Below are 18,332 nucleotides of genomic sequence, written 5' to 3'. Positions count from 1 at the left end.
TTTTTATGGCTTTCACTCCGCTACGCTGGGCAGGAAAAGGATTCAAGTATCTCTGGAATGCGCTGGATTTCAGCCGCAGGGTATTTTTCAACCTGCTGATCCTGGTTATCCTGATCATGATCATCGTCAATCTTCTCAGCAGCGGGGTGAAAAAAATAGAAAGCAAAACTGCCCTGATCCTGAACCTCAAAGGCACGCTGGTAGAGCAACATGACAGCAGCCCGCGCGAAGCCTTGCTGGCAGAAGCCAGGGGTGACACCAAGAGAACCACGCAGTTGCGCGATGTGCTGGCGGTGCTGGACCAGGCCAGCAAAGACCCGCAAGTCAGCAGTGCCGTCTTGCTGCTCGATGAAATGGGGGGCGCAGGTCTCGCTACCCTGCGTGAAGTGGCAACAGCACTTGACCGCTTCAAGGCCAGCGGCAAAACCGTGGTCGCCTGGGGTTCCAGCTTTGACCAGCGCCAGTACTATCTGGCTTCGCATGCAAATGAAGTCTATCTGCATCCCATGGGTACCGTGTCGATCACGGGCTTTGGTAAATACCGCAATTACTACCGCGATGCACTCGACAAAGTTGGTGTCACCGTCAATGTGCTCAAGGCTGGTAACTTCAAGAGCTTTGGTGAACCTTATGTCGCCAACGGCCCATCCAAAGAAGCGGCAGAAGCCGAGGCTTATTTATACAATGGTCTGTGGAAAACCTATACCACCGACGTAGAAAAAGCCCGCAAACTGCCAGCAGGCGACATCATGCGCGGCATCAATGACCTCGGTAAATTGCTGACCGATGCTGGTGGCGACCTCGCCAAACTGGCGATCAATACCAAGCTCGTTGATGGTTTGAAAACCCGCGATGAATTGCGTGAACTGATGCTCAAGCGCGGTGTAAGGGACGAACAGATCAAAACCTTCCGTCAGATTTCATTTGACGATTACCTGGCCAGGGTCAAGACCAAGGCATTTGGTGATGCCGTCGGTGTCATCGTTGCTGCTGGTGAAATCAGCGAAGGAAGCGCGCCTCCAGGTTCCATCGGTGGTTTATCGACTTCGCAAATGATACGTAAAGCCAGGGAAGATGACAGCATCAAAGCTGTTGTGCTGCGGGTAGATTCTCCCGGCGGCAGTGCCTTTGGTTCTGAACTGATACGTCGCGAACTGGAACTCACGCGCAAGGCAGGCAAACCCGTCGTGGTCTCCATGGGTGACGTTGCGGCATCGGGCGGCTACTGGATTTCGATGGCAGCTGACGAAGTGATTGCAGATGAAGCCACGATTACCGGCTCCATTGGCGTTATCGCGATTTTGCCATCTGCGGACAAGGCGGCTGACAAACTGGGGGTACATACTGCTGGTTCACCAACCACCTGGATGGCCGATCCATTCAATCCCCTGCGTCCTTTCAATGCGCGTTTTGCCCAAATTTTGCAGGCCAGTATAGATCACACTTATGCTGAATTCACCTCCAAGGCAGCGGCAGCCCGTAAAACCACGCCAGAGAAAATCAATGAAGTTGCCCAGGGCCGTGTCTGGACTGGCACCCAGGCCAAGGAAAGAGGCCTGGTTGATACCATAGGTAATTTTGGCGATGCATTGAAGTCCGCATCGACCCGCGCCAAGCTGGGTGCTGATTACCGCGTCAGCTATATAGAACGCGAGCCTTCAAGGATAGACCGCATTTTGAGTATCTTTGACGCCAAACTCGCCAAGGTATTGCAAGACAACTTCAAACTTGCTGCCGTACCTACCGGTCTGCCACCAGCGGCTGCGAGCCAGGTGTTGAACGACCTGAGCTGGTTGTCAGAAGTCAATAAAGAAGGCAAAGGCTTCACTGCATTGGCACATTGTCTGTGTACATCACCTTAGTGCCATCTGGGCAAAGGATAAACAGTCCCGCATCTTGCGGGATTTTTTTTGGCCACAAAAATGCAGGCTTCAAAGATCAGGAAGCAAAGTTCAAAGATGATCAAGATCATAAAGGTCATAAAGGTCATAAAGGTCATAAAGGTCATAAAGGTCATAAAGAGCGATATGACAAATGTCACCTCAAACTGATGGCATTTGCCTCTGTCGCAACTGTGCATGGCAGGGCAAAATAAAAACATAACCAACAAGGAGTCATTCTATGCATAAAACCACTCTCGCCCTGGCACTGGCTGTTTGCGCTGGCACTATTCATTTCCCCGCAACTGCTGCGAGTTTTTTGATTGAACATGTGCGCGTGTTTGATGGCCAGAAAATCCAAACTGATAAAAATGTACTCATCGTCGATGGCAAGATCCAGGATAGCAATTTCACCGGCAAGCCTGCCGCTGATACCACCATCGTCAATGGCAAAGGCCGCACCTTGTTGCCAGGTCTGATTGATGCCCATGTACATGCATTCCAGGATCAGGAACTGCCACTCCTGTATGGCGTAACCACGCAGATCGACATGTTCAGCAATGTCGAGATGCTCAAGGCCATCAATGAAAAAATGCGCAAGGGCGAAAACCGCGACCGCGCCGACATCATCTCTGCCGGCACACTCGCCACTGCGCCCGGTGGCCATGGCACAGAATATGGCATGCCCATCCCTACCCTGACCAAGCCTGAAGAAGCACAGGCGTGGGTGGATGCCCGTATTGCCGAAGGCTCACATTTTATCAAAATCGTCATAGAGCATGGCAGTGAAAAACATCCCTTCAACAGCCTGGACAATGCTACCGTCAAGGCACTCGTCAAGGCGGCACACTTGCGCAACAAGCTCGCTGTTGTCCATATAGGTACCCTGAAAGAGGCACAGGATGCGCTGGATGCCGGTGCAGATGGCCTCGTGCATCTGTTCACCGACAGGCAAATCAGTGAGCAGGATTTGCGTGCACTCGTCAACAGCGCAAAAAGCAAACATGCTTTCGTCATACCGACTTTTGCAGTGCTGGATAGTATCGCCGGTCTGAAAGAACAGGATGTATTGTCTGATAAACGCATGATTGCCCTGCTCAGCAAATCGCAAATGCAGCCACTGAATACACCGTATGGCCACAAACCTGATGCTGATTTGCTCAAGGCACCAAGAAAGCTAACAGCGGCCATGCATGCGGCAGGCATTCCTGTCCTGGCCGGTACCGATGCTGGCAATGCCGGCACCCAGTATGGCATCAGCCTGCATCATGAACTCGCTGCACTGGTTGAGGCAGGCCTGAGCCCAATAGCAGCACTGGCGTCAGCCACATCGGTACCAGCCACTGCCTTCAGGCTGAAAGACCGTGGCCGTATTGCCAGGGGCTACAAAGCTGATCTCTTGCTGGTTGATGGTGAGCCTGACAAAGATATTCTCAATACACGCAATATTGTCGATGTATGGAAAGATGGCGAAAGAGTCACCGCACAACGTGAACAAAAACTGCAGGAAGTCAGCAAACAAAGCATGCAAAAAAACCTGCTGGTAGAAATTCCTGCAGATGGACGCATAAGCCTGTTCAGCAAAGACAAACTGGCCAGCCCTTTTGGCTCAGGCTGGTATCCATCCAATGATGCCCCCATGAGTGGCAAATCCACCGTCATGCTAAAAGTCCTCGAGTCTGGCAAGGATGGCGATGTCCCTGCGAATGCGCTCTCGGTCTCTGGCAGCATCAACCCCGGCTTTGCTTATCCCTGGGCTGGTGTGGCTTTTTTCCCCGGCAACACACCTATGGAAGCAGTCAATCTCGGCAATGCCAATACCTTGAAATTCCGAGTCAAGGGTGATGGCAGAGACTATAGCGTAGGCATCAGCATGCAAGGCAGCTTTATTCCCGTCTCAGTCAGTTTCAAAACCACGTCAGACTGGCAGGAAATTTCTATCCCCTTCACTAAATTCAAGGGGATGGACCCCAGCATCATTACTATCCTCGCCTTCAATGCCGGGCCGCAGACTGGTGAATATCATTTTGAAATTGCCGACATCCGCCTTTTGAAGGAATAATGCTGCATTCTTGTTTCAACACCCCGGGGTAAAGCCGTCACCATGCCAATCTTATCAATTCTCTCTTTCCCCTGGGTGCCAGTGCGTTATGGCAAGGCACCCTACTTCTGGCTACTCTCGTTTGCCATTTTTGGCTGGAAGTATTTATACGTGACACCCACAGCTGAGGAAATCGCTTTTCTGGCACTGAGCCTGTTGCTGTTCCTGCCGGTTTATTTTTACAGCTTCTGGTGCTCAGGCTGGCGCCTGTATGCATGCATCTTATTTATATGCGCCCAGGGTATCGTGTGGGCACCTTATAACTATGGCGGTTCCACTTTTTGCATATTTGCTGCCACCATCTGTTCGCGTTTGCCGGATACCCGCAAGGCTTACCTGACTTTATTCTGCATCGGCATCACGATAGTCAGTGCCAGCCTGCTGATGCATCTGGATTCTTATTTCTGGGTACCGGCGCTGATCTTCAGCATCCCCAGCGGGGCTGGCGCCATCATCAGTGAACGTCTTGGCCGCAGCAATGAAAACCTGCTAAAGAAGCAGGAAGAAGTCGAATACCTGGCCGCCCTCGCTGAGCGCGAACGCATCGCCAGGGACTTGCATGATTTGCTTGGTCATACTCTTTCAGTGATTACCCTGAAGGCAGAACTCGCCGGCAAACTGCTGGACAGAAATCCAGAGGCCTGCAAAAAAGAGATCAATGACATAGAGCACACCGCCCGGCAGGCACTGGCAGAAGTGCGGGCCGCCGTCATCGGCTATCGCGCCACTGGCCTGGGGCATGAACTGCAATCGGCGAAAAAAACCCTGGACGCGGCTGAAGTGACCCTGCTCAGCGAGATTGAGCAATTCACCATCCCCTCGGCACAGGAAAACGTATTGGCGCTGGCATTGCGTGAAGCCATCACAAATATCATACGGCATGCCCATGCCAGTCAATGCCACATCAGGCTTTACCAGAATGATGCGCATGTAGTATTGAAAATCAGCGACAATGGTGTTGCCGGGCAAACTGGTGCAGTACGCAAAGGTAGTGGTTTGAACGGTATGAGTGAACGTGTACTGGCCCTGGGTGGGAGCCTGCAAGTACATGTAGCACCAGAGGCCACAGGCTTGCACCTGGAATTATCTTTGCCCTTGAAAGAAAAGACATGATACGTATCATCATCGCCGAAGACCAGGCCCTGGTATCTGGCGCACTGGCCGCCCTGCTGGGCCTGGAAGACGACCTGGAAGTCATTGCGCTGGCAAAAAACGGCCAGGAAGCCTTGGCCTTGTGCGAAAAAGAACAGCCAGACATACTCGTTACCGATATAGAAATGCCCTTGATGACAGGGCTGGAACTGGCAGCAGCAATTGCAGAGAAAAAGCTCAACAGCAAAGTCATCGTGCTGACCACTTTTGCCCGCAGCGGCTACCTGCGCCGCGCCATGGCCAGTGGCGTGCGTGGTTACATGCTCAAAGATGCGCCTGCCGATACGCTGGCAGCAGCCATACGCACTGTGCATGGCGGTGGCCGCGCTATCGCTCCCGAGCTGGCGATGGAAAGCTGGGGCGGCGAACAAGACCCGCTGAGCGAGCGTGAACGCCAGGTTTTACGACTGGCAGGGTCGGGTTCCAGCAGTACAGAAATTGCCAAAATCATGCATTTATCTGAAGGCACGGTGCGCAATTATCTGTCAGAAGCAATCAGCAAACTGCATGCAAAAAACCGTGTAGATGCCTATCGCCTGGCGCGTGATCAAGGCTGGTTGTAAATTCTCAGGCGGCCTATAATTGGAAGGATCGATAGCAAGGAGTAAAAGAATGAAGGCGATGAGAAAAGCAGTTATTTTTTGGATATGCAGCCTTCCTTTGCTGTCCTACGCTCAGCAAACCGCGCTTGAAGCGAAGTCAGACGCGCTGCGCGAAGCCGCCATGAGTGCATTTGAAAAAAATCACGACCAGAAAAAAGCATTGCAACTGAATGCCGCTGCACTCAAGCTCAGTCGCTATTTGCCAGCGAGTAGCTGGCGCACTGTAGAAAATTATGATGACGCCGGCTTGTATTATTACGAGAGTAATAAATGGAAAGCATCTGCCCAACACCAGGCAATTGCAGTCTTGCTGGCTTGCGGCATGGAAGAAAGCAAGGCCATGTTCCCGGTATATGTAAAACGCCTGGGATTTGCTTTTTCCAAATATCGGCCGGGCGAAGATTTTGCACCTATCGCTGCCAATCCACTGTTGCTCCTGAAAGATAGCCCGCTGAATCTACGTGCCTATGCCGACTTAAGAAGACGCTATTTCAAGACCATCAAACTCCAACCTGATGCGCAGACTTCGACAGCAACTTATCTCTACAAAATAAAGCCCGAAACACTGCCAGCCACATGCTATCTGCCGCAGGACCAGACCGAAGAGCAAGCAGTCAGGAGTGAATAAGCTTCTTGCAAACAGGCTACAATAGCGCCAATTCTTCCGCAATCAGAGTTAGCGTAAATTGCAAGATTATTTATCCCATGTCAGCCTCGCCCCACATCCCCTGTTGGCGGATGTCTGCATGCATTTTCTCGTCAAGGATATACCCGACTGCTGGTACACAGTACCAGCAAGCCCATTACCAATGCTGATTGTTGTCACGCATGGTGCGGTTGAAATGGAAGACGGGCAAGCTTTGCCTCCTCTGGCTATCGTTGGCCCCAGCCGTCATCGCTACCGCGGCAAGGCTCAAGCCGGTTCACGATTTATTTCAGCCGCGTTCCGCCCGGGCATGCTTAGCGCTATTCTTGGCTATCCGGTGGATGAGTTCAGTGATGCTGTCATTGATCTCGCCGATGTACTGCCAGCATCCAGCTACCATGAACTGGAAGACAAATTGCATGCCGCCAGCGACACTGCGGCCAAACTGGAAGCGCTACAAGACATGTTGCTACGCTTGCGTTTGCAGGAAAAACCGCGCATCGCCCCACTGGCAATGCCACCTCACTGGATCAGTAAACCAGGCGATGAGCTGGCTGACAAGCTGGGGCTTGGTACCAGACAGTTTGAACGGCGCTTCCTGACCAGCTTTGGCCTGAGTTTGCGTAGCTACAAACAGCACCTGCGTTATGGCGCGTCGCTGATGCAAGTCATGCTGGGTAACTTGCCAGCACCTACCTGGGCTGAATGTGCGATCAGCTTTGGTTACGCCGACCAGGCGCACATGAACCGCGACTTTGCCCGCTTTACCGGCCATACGCCAGCCCAGCTCATGCGTGGGCTGGCAGCAAAGGACCCTGCGCTCTGGGCCTTTCGCTTCAATGAAACTGATATAGGCAAGATGTTTATTCCGCTAGATGAAATCGATGTCGTTTCGGTTCAAGACCAGCTTATCGCCTGAATCCATAATCGGGGTTTCTCATACCAGGCAAGCAAGGAACCCCATTATGGAAGAGCAAGCAGGTTTGTTTCAGGATTCATACATCCTCACCAACGTCAACGATTTGATGAACAAGGTACAGAGCAACAGCATGTGGTACCTGTCCTTTGGCCTTGCCTGTTGCGCAGTCGAGATGATGCAGGCTGCCAGCGCCCGCTATGACATGGACCGCTTTGGATTCATGCCCCGCGCCAGCCCACGCCATGCAGATTTGATGATCGTTGCCGGCACCCTCACCAATAAAATGGCCCCAGCTCTACGAAAAGTGTATGACCAGATGGCAGAGCCACGCTATGTGATTTCCATGGGTTCTTGCGCCAATGGCGGTGGCTACTATCACTACTCTTATTCTGTCGTGCGCGGTTGCGACCGTATCGTGCCCGTCGATATCTACATCCCAGGTTGCCCACCTACGGCAGAGGCGCTGATTTATAGCCTGCTGCAGTTACAGAACAAAATTAAGCGCAGCAATAGCTTTGCCCGATAATAAAGGCTCTGGTATTTCAGAGATACAGGGAAGCATATCCATGAGCATTTATCTGCGATATGCTTTCCCATAGCTGCCGTCAAGTTTGCCTTTTGCCCAGTCCGCCATCAAATCGTAAAAACCTGGCGTAATACGTGTCTGCTTGCGCGTGCCATCTTTTGCTTCTGTATATTCCCACATGCCGTGACCAGTATCGGGGAAGCGGTAAATCGTGATATCACTGCCCTGGCGGCGAAGATTCGAGAGCCTTTCCAAACTCACCGCACCCGGAGCCTGGCGGTCTTCATCCGCGAATACCCACATCTGTGGCACATCAACTTTGCTCAAGACCTGCATGGGATCAAGCGACCAGTCAATATTCAGCTTGTCGAATCTTGGTACGCCATTACGGCGCAAATCATCTATGGACATGCTCAGGAACACGCCTGAGTATCCTCCCTTTATACTTGTGAACCACGCCTCTTTGCCAAACTGCTTCTGGATATCAGCAAGCTCATCAAACCCTTCTTTCAAATCAGATCTTGCTATTTTTGCTGTCACATCTGTGACCTTGCTGGCTTTGGCAAGTATGTCGTCGCCATAACCGTGATCGTGTAATTCCTTGCTGACCTGCTCCGCATCCTGCCCGGTGATATCAACCGCCAGGCCAAAGCCAATCCCAAGAAACTCTGCCCTGGCCCGCGCTGCCGCGAGTGGCACTATCCACCCACCCTGACTCAAGCCTATGAGACCAAAACGACCGTAGCGCCCTGCTGCCAGCCGCCTGGCTTCGTGTGAAGCTGCTACCAGGTCATCGGCCAGGCGAGGGAAGTTTTGGGTATATTCTCCTTGCGAAAATCCAGTGCCGCGTTTGTCATACACAAAGACCGAAATACCCCGCCCGAGCATTTGATAAGGGTCACCTGCGTGGTCTATCCAGCCAGTGCCTTCTGAGCCATGTGCATAGACGACCAGGGGTGTATTTTTCCCGGCACCGGGCGGCTCCATAGCTTCCATCAAGCGACCTGCGAGTATGACACCACCAGATTCAAATCGCGTGTTCAACTCGGAAATGGCCAGCTTGTTCCAGACCTCATCTCCCCGAACCAGGACTGCATTCTTTCCACATATGAGCGTAGTCCCGGAATCCAGCGTATTGCCAAGCATCCCGTTGTTGAAGCTGTAGTTAAATCCTTTGTCTGCCTTGGTCACGACAACAAATGCCTGTTTGTCTTTTTGAAAAATACCTATCTCACAAGGCGCCGGTATAAAAGAGCTGGACTTCAATACATCAGGCACAGTGATAACCTGTGCAAACAGGATGGGACATGCTAGCGTGCATGCAACAAACAGGATAGAAGATAATATTTTCACGCATTTCTCCAAGAGGAATCAATGCCGTGGATGCTATGCAGTATTGTCGTTGCCAGCTCTTACAATCCGATGAATGCAGGATTTCGATGACTCAAACCCTGATCAAAGGCTTTGAAATAAAGGTAACGTAAAAAAAACCAGTAAAACTGCGGGCAGCAGCTTTACTCGCTTAGTTTGGCTTGGTTCGGCTTGATTTGACCTATGATGACAAGTCGCTTACACCGTTGCCAAATGCGCTTGCAGCACAGAATGCAAAGTCGCCGTTGGCCGCTGGATCAGTTTGGACAACTGACCGCTACCATCATACAAACCACCTTGTGCAGCGCCTGTATCTGATTGTGCCAGGATATGGGCAAAGCCTTCTGGCAAACCAAATGAGACGAGCAAGTCCTTGTATTCAGTCTCCGCATAGTTCACGTAAGCGACAGGCTTGCCTGACAATTCAGCCAGGGTCGCAGCCAGCTCTGCAAGAGTGAACGCCTGGTCGCCGGCCAGTTCATATATCTTGCCGCCCTGATCTTGACCAGTCAGTGCCGCTGCAGCAGCCGCAGCGAAATCGGCACGGGAAGCTGCAGAGAATTTACCATCTCCTGCTGCCCCAAATACCTTGCCAGTTTGCAGCGCAGTGCCCACTGCAGAAAAATAGTTTTCTATATACCAGGCATTGCGCAAGAACACGAAAGGCAGACCGCTGTCGCGTATCAGTTGTTCTGTCGCTACATGCTCCTGGGCCAGCAATAGTGGTGAAGTATCTGCGTGCAGGATGCTGGTGTAGGCGATTAATTCCACTCCTGCATTCTTTGCGGCCTGCACAACATTGTTGTGCTGCTCCAGTCTTTGCCCAATTTCGCTGGAGGATACCAACAAGACTTTTTTCACTCCCTGCAAGGCTGTCGCCAAAGTCTCCGGCTGGCTGTAATCACCCTGGCGAACCTGCACACCACTGGCTCGCAAATCCTCAGCTTTGCTGACATCCCTGACGATGGCAACGATCTGATTAGCCGGGACTGTGCCCAACAAAGCCTGTATCACCAGACGTCCCAATTGCCCACTTGCACCTGTAACTGCGATCATATGTATTTCTCCTGTTATGTGAAAATTCGTCAATATTCATCAAAATTCATCAAAATTCATCAATTTTTAAGTGCAGAATCCCAGTGTTCATCTGCCTTTCCATCCACTATCCGCCAGGTATCAAACCAGGTGGTGGTGTATAAAAGCTGGCCGGAGGTCTTGTCCCTGACTGGCAAGGGATACATGACTGTTACCAGGTCACCTTCTGCAATGACGGCAACCACAGGTTTCGTCATCTTTTCCGGTATGGGTGTGGCCTGGACTTTTCTGACGTCGATAAAATATTTCACCACGCCAGCAAGGCCGGACGCTGCGTTCGGGTTGTGCTGCAGGTAGCGCTTGGACAGATACTTGTCCGCCAGTTCCCAATGGCCGGCCTCCAGCAAGTCTTTCACGATGTGATAGACCACTTGCTTGTTGGCATGCAGCTTTGGATCACTGCTGCTGAACAGCAGATCAGGGTTTTCGCCCCCTACAACCGGCTCCTGCGCATGGCTGGACGACGGTAGAGCCATCAACAAGGTGGATAAGGTGAGCGCAGACATGGCACCCAGGCCCAGGTTTTTCTTAAAACGGTATATCTGTTTTTTCATGACAAAGTCTCTCCTAGCTTCGATATACTTGTATTAGCGATCGAATCAAGGTCTATAATAGAGACTATGTCTAAAAATTGTAAGGAGGCAGTTTTTCGTGCCAAGGTTACCAAAAGTGAACCCATCTAAAGCGGTGGGGATGGCATCGGATTTTGATCCTGCCATGTGCCCGGTCAGGAATGTGCTCGACCATATCAGCACCAAATGGACGCCGCTGATCTTGCTGACACTGCAAGCGGGCCCTTTGCGCTTTAGTCAGCTACATAAGCAAGTACCTGACATTTCCAAGCGCATGCTGACACAGTCTTTGCGCGATCTGGAAAGGGATGGTTTATTGAGTCGAAAAGTGTTCCCGACCAAACCACCCAGTGTGGAATATGAATTGACCCCGCTAGGTATCTCGGTCATGCTGCCTTTGGGCGCCCTTGTAGATTGGGCAGACAAGAATTTTGAAAAGATTAAATTATCGAGGCAGGCGTTTGATCAAGAGAATGAAGCTGCGTAAGCCCTGCATAGCACTGACCGAGACTGTAGCAGGCTATCTACGCTTTGTTCAACTCGCGCATGCTATTGATAGCGTCTTCTGACAACCAGACCAGAGTATTCATATACGTCTCGATGCGATCGACCAGCTCTGCTCTTGGGCCATTTTTCCATTCGCTGGAACCATAGAAGGCATCTTGCTCTGCTTCCAAAGCTGCGCGACTGGCATAAGAACGTACCAGATAATATGTCGCTTCTTCATGATCAGAATGTCCGTAAGCGACTACATCCATATTCCTGCTTTTTAGCATGGGTACAGCAACGGTATGCACGGCCTGGTGGAAGGCCTCGGCAACGCCGGGTTTGAGACGATAGGTGCGAATTTCGACCAAGCGGGTCATAGTTTTGCCTGTCAGGGTTCATTTGAGAATCGTCATGCTAGCACAAGCTGCTGGCATCCACTTATCATCAAAAAAACGTACTGACATGGACGAACAAGATCAGTGATGACGCCTATGTCTTCTGCTTATCTTTGCCTTGATTTCTTCTTTATAGCCCAGCAATTTCCCTATATTCAGGGCGTCGGTCCAGCGTGCCGACCCTGCCCGTGCATTCAACAAAATCATGGTGGCCTTTTTACCTGCCAACTTGACTCGCATGATGAGACAGGCACCTGCTTCATTGGTGAAGCCGGTTTTTGATAGCAGGATGTCCCAGCCTTTTTTACCGATCAGGCGGTTGGTGTTGTGGAATTCACGGCTGAGCCCATTCTTCAGGGTGACGCTGTCTTCACTGTCGGTCGTAATGTCAGTAATTTCCGGATAGCGTGATGCAGCTTGTGCCATCTTCACCAGGTCAGCAGCTGTCGAGGTATTTTCTGGCGACAAGCCAGTCGCTTCGCGAATGACAGTGTGCCCCATACCTAAAGCAATCAATTTGGATTTAACGGCGACCATAAAGGCACCCTGACCACCAGGATATGTGCGGGACAGAGCAGCGGCAGCACGGTTATCAGAGGACATCAATGCCAGTTGCAAGGCTTCCCGGCGCGTCAGGCTTGAGCCTATCGGGACATGGGAGCGGCTATGCTTGAGCTGGTCTTTATCCTCTTCTTCTATGGAGATTTTTTCATCCATATTGGCTTTGCTGTCGAGCAGCACCATGGCTGTCATGAGCTTGGTCAGCGAGGCAATGGGTACGACCACATCAGCATTTTTTTCCAGCAGAACCTGGCCATTACGCTCATCAACGACGATAGCATTCTGGGCACTCAATTGCATGGCAGACAGGCTGCCACAGTACAACATCAGGACAACTAATAACTTGGGCTTCAACATCTGGGCACATCGATTCTGTCACGGGATTAAACAAATAAGGCTGACGCAAAACTGCTAAGGCAAAAGACTAAGCTGAGCATAACAATTTTGCGTCAACATTATAGAGAAAAACCAGCTTGCATACAGGCGGCAAATTTTGCTCGCTGCATGCAAACCGGTTTTTCACAACTGAAGATTACTTGCCTGAGTAGATAATATCTGCACGGCGGTTTTCTGCCCACGCAGCTTCATCGCTACCTGTGGCTTTTGGTTTTTCTTTACCCAGGGACACCGCTTCCATTTGCGCTTCAGGCACGCCCAGCAAAGACAGGGATTTACGCACGGCTTCTGCACGTTTCTGGCCCAGCGCCAGATTGTATTCACGACCACCACGTTCGTCGGTATTACCCTGAATCAGGATTTTCTTGCCATTATTGGCACTCAGGTATTTGGAGTGGGCGTTGACAGTACCGCTATACTCAGTTTTGACAACGTATTGATCGAAGTCAAAATAGACACTACGCTTTGCCAATGGACTATTAGGATTATTCAAATCATCAACTTCTGCTTTTAACGGAGCAACTGTACGTGTATCTACTACGGGAGGCTTGGTTGTTGTCTTCGTTTGTTCTGCCGGTTGCTCAGCCACTTTTACTGGTGAACTGCAAGCTGCCAATAAAACTGCTACTGCTACCAGACCGGCGGCGCTTTTGATTGTGTTGATTGCACGCATGTAAATACCCTCTAAATTTTTAATTGGTCGATTCAAACCTGATGCATAAATCAAGCGCTACCAGGTAGTATGAAGCAACGCCATCTTGCCTCAGGAAACTTAGGCGAATCTTAAAAAACCGTGTTACCAGCAATCAAACACAGAGTTTTGTCAAAAATATGAGCGTTTTTCAGCCTGGCAGGGTATGAGAAGCAGGAAACAGGATAATTACTTCCAACCCGCCCAGGGCTGCGTCAGCCAGGCTGATACTGGCATGATGGCGGTCAGCAATCGCCTTGGCGATGGCCAGACCCAGGCCGCTGCCGCTTTTATTGGTACCTGCGACACGATAAAAGCGGTCAAAGATACGTTCACGTTCTTCTGGCGCGATGCCGTCGCCAGTGTCCTGTATACCAAGTCGCACACCATCTTTGTCGCGGCTGAGGCTGATCTGCACCATGCCCTCGTCCTGTATATAGCGCACGGCATTGTCGAGCAGGTTGCGTATCATGATACGCAGGCTTTCGCTATCACCTTGCAGTTCAAGCAACTCAGGCATTTCTGCATTGATGATGATTTTTCTGGATTGCGCAAAGGGCATGACATCGCTGACCGCCTGTTCTATGCAGGTGTTCAGCGTGATGTTTTGGAAGCTCAGGCTGGCTTGTGAAGTCGGGTCTTGCCTGGCCAGCGCCAGCAATTGTTCAACCAGACGAGAAGCACGATCGACACCACCTAGCAGGCGATTGATGGCTTGCTCGTGACTTTTTTCATCCTTGACCCTGCCGAGGTTTTGCACCTGCAAGCGCAAGGCGGTGATCGGCGACCTTAGCTCATGTGCGGCATCTGCAACAAAGCGTTGTTGTGACTGTATCGCCAGACCCATGCGGCTAAGTAGCGAATTCAATTCCGTCACCAGCAGGGAAATTTCTTTCGGCACGCCATCTGACGACACCGGATCAGTCGAATTGGCATTGCGGTTGGCCAGTTCACTACCTATGCGATTAAGAGGTGCCAGCACAGAGTTGATCCCCCACCAGACTGCGCAAAACAAGAGCAGGGACACAGGTATCACCGGCCACAAGGTACTAAGTGCAAAAGATATTGCCCTGTCCTTGCGCGAACCCATTTTTTGTGCGACCTGAATGACGCGCTTGTTTTCTTCGGCGGCATATACGCGCCAGTCACCGTTTTCCAGCGTCACTGTTGAATAACCTAGGGCAGCTTGTTTGGGCAGACTGCGGTGCTGGCGTGACTGATAAACCCTGGCACCGTCTTCTGACCAGACCTGCACGACAAAATCAAAATCATCAATTTCTGTTCCTGGCAAATTATGCCAATCGACCTGATCAAAATCACCGTCCTGTAAGGCCAGTGCCATTTGCTGCATGTGATAATCAAACAGCTTGTTGGCTTCACCGATGGCGGCATGCAGCGAGCTGGCAAACTGCAGGGCCGCTGCAGCCAGAATGGCGATACCAAACAAGAGCATCATTTGCAGGCGCAAAGACTTCATGTGTTTTTCTCGACCACGCTTTTTTCAACCATGTTTTTCTCAACCATATAGCCAACGCCACGCACATTGACGATGAATTTTTGCCCCAGCTTTTTGCGCAGGCCGTGGATATACACTTCGACCGCATTGCTTTCTATTTCTGAAGTGGCACCGAATAACTGGTCTTCCAGACGGCTGCGCGACAGTATGGCACCAGGCCGCGCTACCAAAGCATCAAGTATCGTCCATTCGCGGGAAGACAGTATGACCTGCTCTGCACCACTAAATACTTGCCGCGTCGTGGTATTGACGACGACGTCGCCGCATACATAAGAAGTATCAGTACGCCCATGCGAGCGCCTTACCAGGGCATGCATGCGGGCGATCAGTTCATCCAGATCAAAAGGTTTGACGAGGTAATCGTCTGCACCTGCATGCAAGCCGCGCACCCTATCAGGCACGGCATCGCGCGCAGTCATGACCAGCACCGGCAAGGTATCACCGCGCTTGCGCAAGGCTTTTAAAATGTCCATGCCGTCGCGCTGTGGCAGGCTCAGGTCCAGCAATAACACATCATAGCTATGAAATTGCAGGGCCGCCTCGGCGGCTTCACCATTGCTGAGCCAATCGACCAGATTGGCTTCGCTTTCCAGAGCAATCTGTATGTTTTCACCTATCATGGTGTCGTCTTCGACGAGCAGGACTTTCATGTTTTGTATGTGCTTGATGTGTGAAAGGACGAGTGAAAAGACGAATGAAACAATAAGTGCAGCGTGATTGTACGCCATGGCTGGATTCAAAAGATATGCTGCAAATCACTTGACAGACGTTGCCATTTAATCTTTAATTTCTGTAACGACAGAAATTAAAGAAATAAAGGAAAAATCATGCCGCAAAAACAATCTTCATTGCGCAAATGGCTGATACGCTGGCTGTATTCAGCAGCTTTCGCTCATTTGCTGATCGGCATCTTGCTGCCCTGGATCAGTGCCACAGGTCTGGTGGAGGTCTATCACCAGCTCATAGAAAGCCATTTCTGGCCACAGGCTGCACCAGATGCGGCGCGCAATATGCAAGTCTGGTGGATGAGTTTGTTTGGCGCTACCGTGCAAACTGTGGGCTTGTGGATGGGTGCGCTGATTTACCTGGGCAACCAGCATCGCAGCCGCTTTGCCTGGCTGTGGCTGATGATAGGCATACTGGTATGGGCACCGCAAGATATGCTGATTTCCATGCAGGCGAATATGCTGATCAATGTCTGGATAGATGCATTCGCGGTGCTGAGCATGATCCCTCCCTTGTTCATCTTATGGAAAATGGACTCAAAGAATACTGAAAATACAGAAAGAAGTGCATGAACCCAGACAGCAAACCCATCCCATCCGAAGGCGAATTATTCAGGAAAATCCTGGGTAAGGAATGGCTGAAACTGCACCCCGATATCCAGGCCAGGTTTGCCAAGAACCCTGAGCCGGACAAGCCACTGTACTACACTGGCCAACTCAGTGAACTGAGCTGCTCAAGAATAGGCAAACTCCTTGGACACCTGACCAAACCGATGATAGCCGGAGCCTTGATCCCTTACACTGATCACGACTTCCCTGTCGATATCATGGTGTATTCCAAACCAGATTGCCCTTCTATCTTCAAGCAAAGAATATACCGCCTGCACAACAGGCCACCGATACAGTTCACATCGTATATGCAGGAAAGCGAGAAAGGTGAAGTGCTCGAATATGTGGGCATGGGTCTGGGCATGAAGCTGCGCCTGCATGTCCATGAGGGTAATCTCTACTTCACCAGCGATGGTTACTTCTGGGATGTACTGGGCTACCGCATACCCATACCGGGTATTTTCACGCCTGGCAAAACCTATCTGTGCCATCGTAATGACGATCCTGAGCAATTCAATATCCGCATAGAAATCAAACACGCCTTGTTTGGCCGCACCTTTACCCAGGTCGGCGTTTTCAAGGAAATTCATCCTGAGGCTGCATCATGAACACTCACCTGCTTGCCCTGCAATTAATGGCCGCACAAGGCTTGCTCGGCGCTTTCGATACCTTGTATCACCATGAACTGACCGAGGCCTTGCCACAACGCGCCAGCGCACGCAAAGAGTTGGGCATACATGCGACCCGCGCGCTTATCTACAGTTTGCTGTTCGTTGGTTTGTCAGCATGGGCCTGGCATGGTGCCTGGGCCATCGTGCTATTGCTGGTGTTTGGTGTGGAAATAGTCCTGACCTTGTGGGACTTTGTGATTGAAGACCAGACCCGACTTTTACCAGCCACTGAACGCGTGACGCATACCGTACTCGCGATTAATGGTGGTGCCTTTATCACCTTGTTGATATTGAATACGCCTGAGTGGTTTGCTGCTCCTACACAAATGCTATGGCAACCACAGGGTTGGCTCAGTGTATTCCTGGCCTTATGTGGAGTGGGCGTTGGCCTCTCAGGCATACGTGATGGGCTGGCAGCACTGCGACTCGGCAAACTGGCCGACAAGGATAAACAGGCATCCACCATACATTTCAGCAATCAATCAGAGCAGGTTCTGGTCACCGGCGCCACAGGTTTTATCGGCAGCTTGCTGGTCAAGGCCTTGCTGGCCGATGGGCAGCAAGTGACGATACTCAGCCGCAATCCCAAACAGGCAAGCTGGAAATTTGACGGCAGAGTCAGAGTCATTGCATCGATGCAGGAATTATCTGCAAATCAACGCATCGATGTCATCATCAACCTGGCCGGTGCACGTATCCTGGGCTGGCGCTGGTCAGAAAAACGCAAGGCAGAATTGCGGCATAGCCGCACTGGTTTGACAAGAGAAATTACTGCATGGATCAGTCGTGCAGCAAGCAAACCCAGGCTCTTGCTGGCAGCTTCTGCCATAGGCTACTACGGCATACAAGCATCAGGCGATGACAGGGAATTAAGCGAAAGCGCAGCACCACAATCCATCTTCATGTCAGAACTGTGCCAGGAATGGGAGCAGGCCAACCAGGCTGCCACTAATTACGGCGTCAAGGTCGCCAGGATGCGCCTGGGCGTTGTCCTGGGCCAGCAAGGTGCACTGGGCATGATGCTCCTGCCCATCAAGCTGGGTCTGGGTGGTGCGCTGGGTAGCGGCAAGCAATGGCAATCGTGGATACATGTGCACGATGTATTGCGCGGCATTGCCCACCTATGGCAGCATGAAGCCAGCCTGCCGCCGGACAGTGCTTATAATTTCACTGCACCTGAAGTAGTCACGCAAAAACAGTTCAGCACCATCGCCGCCCATGTACTGCATCGCCCCAGCTTTTTCCCCACCGCAGGCTGGCCTATGCGCCTGTTGCTGGGTGAGCAAGCTGATTTATTACTGGAAGGCCAGCGCGTGGTGCCAGCAAAATTATTGGAAGACGGTTTTGTTTTTGATTATCCGGATTTGCGTATTGCACTGATAAACCTGGTCTAAGCAGATTGATTAAGATGCAAA

20 protein-coding genes are annotated in these 18,332 nt (G+C 51.3%); 12 read left to right on the top strand and 8 right to left on the bottom strand.

All coding sequences use genetic code 11. The features are described from left to right. The first annotated feature begins 5 nt into the window (after positions 1-5). The 8 genes from sppA to ACO0LI_RS23165 are packed head-to-tail and all read left to right on the top strand — an operon-like array spanning position 6 to position 7,826. Positions 6-1,862 (top strand): signal peptide peptidase SppA, encoded by a 1,857-nt coding sequence (sppA, locus tag ACO0LI_RS23200; protein ID WP_423035568.1) that lies wholly within the window; start codon positions 6-8, stop codon positions 1,860-1,862. Then, entirely contained in the window at positions 1,847-2,095 is a 249-nt protein-coding gene (locus tag ACO0LI_RS23195) for a hypothetical protein (protein WP_423035700.1), read from the top strand. Before sppA ends, ACO0LI_RS23195 begins: the two co-directional genes overlap by 16 nt. 26 nt (positions 2,096-2,121) lie before the next feature. Further along, positions 2,122-3,942 (top strand): CIA30 family protein, encoded by a 1,821-nt coding sequence (locus ACO0LI_RS23190; RefSeq protein WP_423035566.1) that lies wholly within the window; start codon positions 2,122-2,124, stop codon positions 3,940-3,942. A gap of 42 nt (positions 3,943-3,984) precedes the next feature. Beyond that, positions 3,985-5,094, top strand: coding sequence for a sensor histidine kinase (locus ACO0LI_RS23185; protein ID WP_423035564.1), 1,110 nt, complete (start codon positions 3,985-3,987; stop codon positions 5,092-5,094). Next, positions 5,091-5,696: a response regulator transcription factor gene (locus tag ACO0LI_RS23180; RefSeq protein WP_423035562.1), complete on the top strand. Its 606-nt coding sequence runs from the start codon at positions 5,091-5,093 to the stop codon at positions 5,694-5,696. The genes ACO0LI_RS23185 and ACO0LI_RS23180 overlap by 4 nt, the downstream gene beginning before the upstream one ends. A gap of 49 nt (positions 5,697-5,745) precedes the next feature. Further along, entirely contained in the window at positions 5,746-6,363 is a 618-nt protein-coding gene (locus ACO0LI_RS23175; RefSeq protein ID WP_423035560.1) for a hypothetical protein, read from the top strand. A 58-nt stretch (positions 6,364-6,421) separates the two neighbouring features. Beyond that, positions 6,422-7,300 (top strand): helix-turn-helix domain-containing protein, encoded by an 879-nt coding sequence (locus ACO0LI_RS23170; protein WP_423035558.1) that lies wholly within the window; start codon positions 6,422-6,424, stop codon positions 7,298-7,300. Then, a complete protein-coding gene (locus ACO0LI_RS23165) occupies positions 7,257-7,826 on the top strand; it encodes a NuoB/complex I 20 kDa subunit family protein (RefSeq protein ID WP_423035556.1) in 570 nt (189 codons plus the stop codon). Before ACO0LI_RS23170 ends, ACO0LI_RS23165 begins: the two co-directional genes overlap by 44 nt. A gap of 48 nt (positions 7,827-7,874) precedes the next feature. Here ACO0LI_RS23165 and ACO0LI_RS23160 read toward each other — a convergent pair whose 3' ends face one another. The 3 genes from ACO0LI_RS23160 to ACO0LI_RS23150 all read right to left on the bottom strand — a co-directional run bounded on the left by ACO0LI_RS23160 (position 7,875) and on the right by ACO0LI_RS23150 (position 10,846). Further along, positions 7,875-9,179: an alpha/beta hydrolase family protein gene (locus ACO0LI_RS23160; RefSeq protein ID WP_423035554.1), complete on the bottom strand. Its 1,305-nt coding sequence runs from the start codon at positions 9,177-9,179 to the stop codon at positions 7,875-7,877. A 216-nt stretch (positions 9,180-9,395) separates the two neighbouring features. Continuing rightward, positions 9,396-10,253 (bottom strand): SDR family oxidoreductase, encoded by an 858-nt coding sequence (locus ACO0LI_RS23155; protein ID WP_423035552.1) that lies wholly within the window; start codon positions 10,251-10,253, stop codon positions 9,396-9,398. A gap of 59 nt (positions 10,254-10,312) precedes the next feature. Then, a complete protein-coding gene (locus ACO0LI_RS23150) occupies positions 10,313-10,846 on the bottom strand; it encodes a nuclear transport factor 2 family protein (RefSeq protein WP_423035550.1) in 534 nt (177 codons plus the stop codon). 115 nt (positions 10,847-10,961) lie between these two features. Between ACO0LI_RS23150 and ACO0LI_RS23145 the strand changes: the two genes are divergently transcribed. Then, entirely contained in the window at positions 10,962-11,351 is a 390-nt protein-coding gene (locus tag ACO0LI_RS23145; protein WP_423035548.1) for a winged helix-turn-helix transcriptional regulator, read from the top strand. Positions 11,352-11,388: 37 nt separating this feature from the next. Here ACO0LI_RS23145 and ACO0LI_RS23140 read toward each other — a convergent pair whose 3' ends face one another. From ACO0LI_RS23140 to ACO0LI_RS23120, 5 genes are all read right to left on the bottom strand, one after another. Next, a complete protein-coding gene (locus tag ACO0LI_RS23140) occupies positions 11,389-11,730 on the bottom strand; it encodes an NIPSNAP family protein (protein ID WP_422952775.1) in 342 nt (113 codons plus the stop codon). Between the two features lie 99 nt (positions 11,731-11,829). Next, positions 11,830-12,666, bottom strand: a complete 837-nt coding sequence (locus ACO0LI_RS23135) for a serine hydrolase (protein WP_423035546.1) — start codon at positions 12,664-12,666, stop codon at positions 11,830-11,832. Positions 12,667-12,841: 175 nt separating this feature from the next. Continuing rightward, positions 12,842-13,378 (bottom strand): peptidoglycan-associated lipoprotein Pal, encoded by a 537-nt coding sequence (gene pal / locus ACO0LI_RS23130; RefSeq protein ID WP_422952773.1) that lies wholly within the window; start codon positions 13,376-13,378, stop codon positions 12,842-12,844. Positions 13,379-13,547: 169 nt separating this feature from the next. Continuing rightward, on the bottom strand, positions 13,548-14,873 hold the full coding sequence (locus ACO0LI_RS23125; RefSeq protein ID WP_423035544.1) for an ATP-binding protein: 1,326 nt from the start codon (positions 14,871-14,873) through the stop codon (positions 13,548-13,550). Next, entirely contained in the window at positions 14,870-15,562 is a 693-nt protein-coding gene (locus tag ACO0LI_RS23120; RefSeq protein ID WP_422952771.1) for a response regulator, read from the bottom strand. Before ACO0LI_RS23120 ends, ACO0LI_RS23125 begins: the two co-directional genes overlap by 4 nt. A gap of 177 nt (positions 15,563-15,739) precedes the next feature. Here ACO0LI_RS23120 and ACO0LI_RS23115 point away from each other — a divergent pair, with 177 nt between their 5' ends. From ACO0LI_RS23115 to ACO0LI_RS23105, 3 genes are read left to right on the top strand one after another with little or no spacing between them, the layout of a single operon-like run. Beyond that, positions 15,740-16,210: a cell division protein gene (locus ACO0LI_RS23115; RefSeq protein ID WP_423035542.1), complete on the top strand. Its 471-nt coding sequence runs from the start codon at positions 15,740-15,742 to the stop codon at positions 16,208-16,210. Beyond that, entirely contained in the window at positions 16,207-16,854 is a 648-nt protein-coding gene (locus ACO0LI_RS23110) for a DUF4166 domain-containing protein (protein WP_423035540.1), read from the top strand. Before ACO0LI_RS23115 ends, ACO0LI_RS23110 begins: the two co-directional genes overlap by 4 nt. Beyond that, positions 16,851-18,311, top strand: a complete 1,461-nt coding sequence (locus ACO0LI_RS23105; RefSeq protein ID WP_423035538.1) for a TIGR01777 family oxidoreductase — start codon at positions 16,851-16,853, stop codon at positions 18,309-18,311. The genes ACO0LI_RS23110 and ACO0LI_RS23105 overlap by 4 nt, the downstream gene beginning before the upstream one ends. The last annotated feature ends 21 nt before the right edge of the window (positions 18,312-18,332 follow it).

Source organism: Undibacterium sp. Tian12W, assembly GCF_049339405.1.
GTDB lineage: Bacteria > Pseudomonadota > Gammaproteobacteria > Burkholderiales > Burkholderiaceae_D > Undibacterium.
The sequence above is the reverse complement of the archived record's forward strand: the minus strand, read 5'-3'. Positions and strand labels throughout refer to the sequence as shown.

What these genes read in the sequence shown, in the direction of transcription:
- ACO0LI_RS23150 (WP_423035550.1), bottom strand. Translation starts at nt 10,846, where the DNA reads ATGAAAAAACAGATATACCGTTTTAAGAAAAACCTGGGCCTGGGTGCC.
- ACO0LI_RS23175 (WP_423035560.1), top strand. Translation starts at nt 5,746, where the DNA reads ATGAAGGCGATGAGAAAAGCAGTTATTTTTTGGATATGCAGCCTTCCT.
- ACO0LI_RS23185 (WP_423035564.1), top strand. Translation starts at nt 3,985, where the DNA reads ATGCCAATCTTATCAATTCTCTCTTTCCCCTGGGTGCCAGTGCGTTAT.
- ACO0LI_RS23140 (WP_422952775.1), bottom strand. Translation starts at nt 11,730, where the DNA reads ATGACCCGCTTGGTCGAAATTCGCACCTATCGTCTCAAACCCGGCGTT.
- ACO0LI_RS23105 (WP_423035538.1), top strand. Translation starts at nt 16,851, where the DNA reads ATGAACACTCACCTGCTTGCCCTGCAATTAATGGCCGCACAAGGCTTG.
- ACO0LI_RS23135 (WP_423035546.1), bottom strand. Translation starts at nt 12,666, where the DNA reads ATGTTGAAGCCCAAGTTATTAGTTGTCCTGATGTTGTACTGTGGCAGC.
- ACO0LI_RS23110 (WP_423035540.1), top strand. Translation starts at nt 16,207, where the DNA reads ATGAACCCAGACAGCAAACCCATCCCATCCGAAGGCGAATTATTCAGG.
- ACO0LI_RS23180 (WP_423035562.1), top strand. Translation starts at nt 5,091, where the DNA reads ATGATACGTATCATCATCGCCGAAGACCAGGCCCTGGTATCTGGCGCA.
- sppA (WP_423035568.1), top strand. Translation starts at nt 6, where the DNA reads ATGGCTTTCACTCCGCTACGCTGGGCAGGAAAAGGATTCAAGTATCTC.
- pal (WP_422952773.1), bottom strand. Translation starts at nt 13,378, where the DNA reads ATGCGTGCAATCAACACAATCAAAAGCGCCGCCGGTCTGGTAGCAGTA.
- ACO0LI_RS23155 (WP_423035552.1), bottom strand. Translation starts at nt 10,253, where the DNA reads ATGATCGCAGTTACAGGTGCAAGTGGGCAATTGGGACGTCTGGTGATA.
- ACO0LI_RS23165 (WP_423035556.1), top strand. Translation starts at nt 7,257, where the DNA reads ATGAAATCGATGTCGTTTCGGTTCAAGACCAGCTTATCGCCTGAATCC.
- ACO0LI_RS23125 (WP_423035544.1), bottom strand. Translation starts at nt 14,873, where the DNA reads ATGAAGTCTTTGCGCCTGCAAATGATGCTCTTGTTTGGTATCGCCATT.
- ACO0LI_RS23115 (WP_423035542.1), top strand. Translation starts at nt 15,740, where the DNA reads ATGCCGCAAAAACAATCTTCATTGCGCAAATGGCTGATACGCTGGCTG.
- ACO0LI_RS23190 (WP_423035566.1), top strand. Translation starts at nt 2,122, where the DNA reads ATGCATAAAACCACTCTCGCCCTGGCACTGGCTGTTTGCGCTGGCACT.
- ACO0LI_RS23120 (WP_422952771.1), bottom strand. Translation starts at nt 15,562, where the DNA reads ATGAAAGTCCTGCTCGTCGAAGACGACACCATGATAGGTGAAAACATA.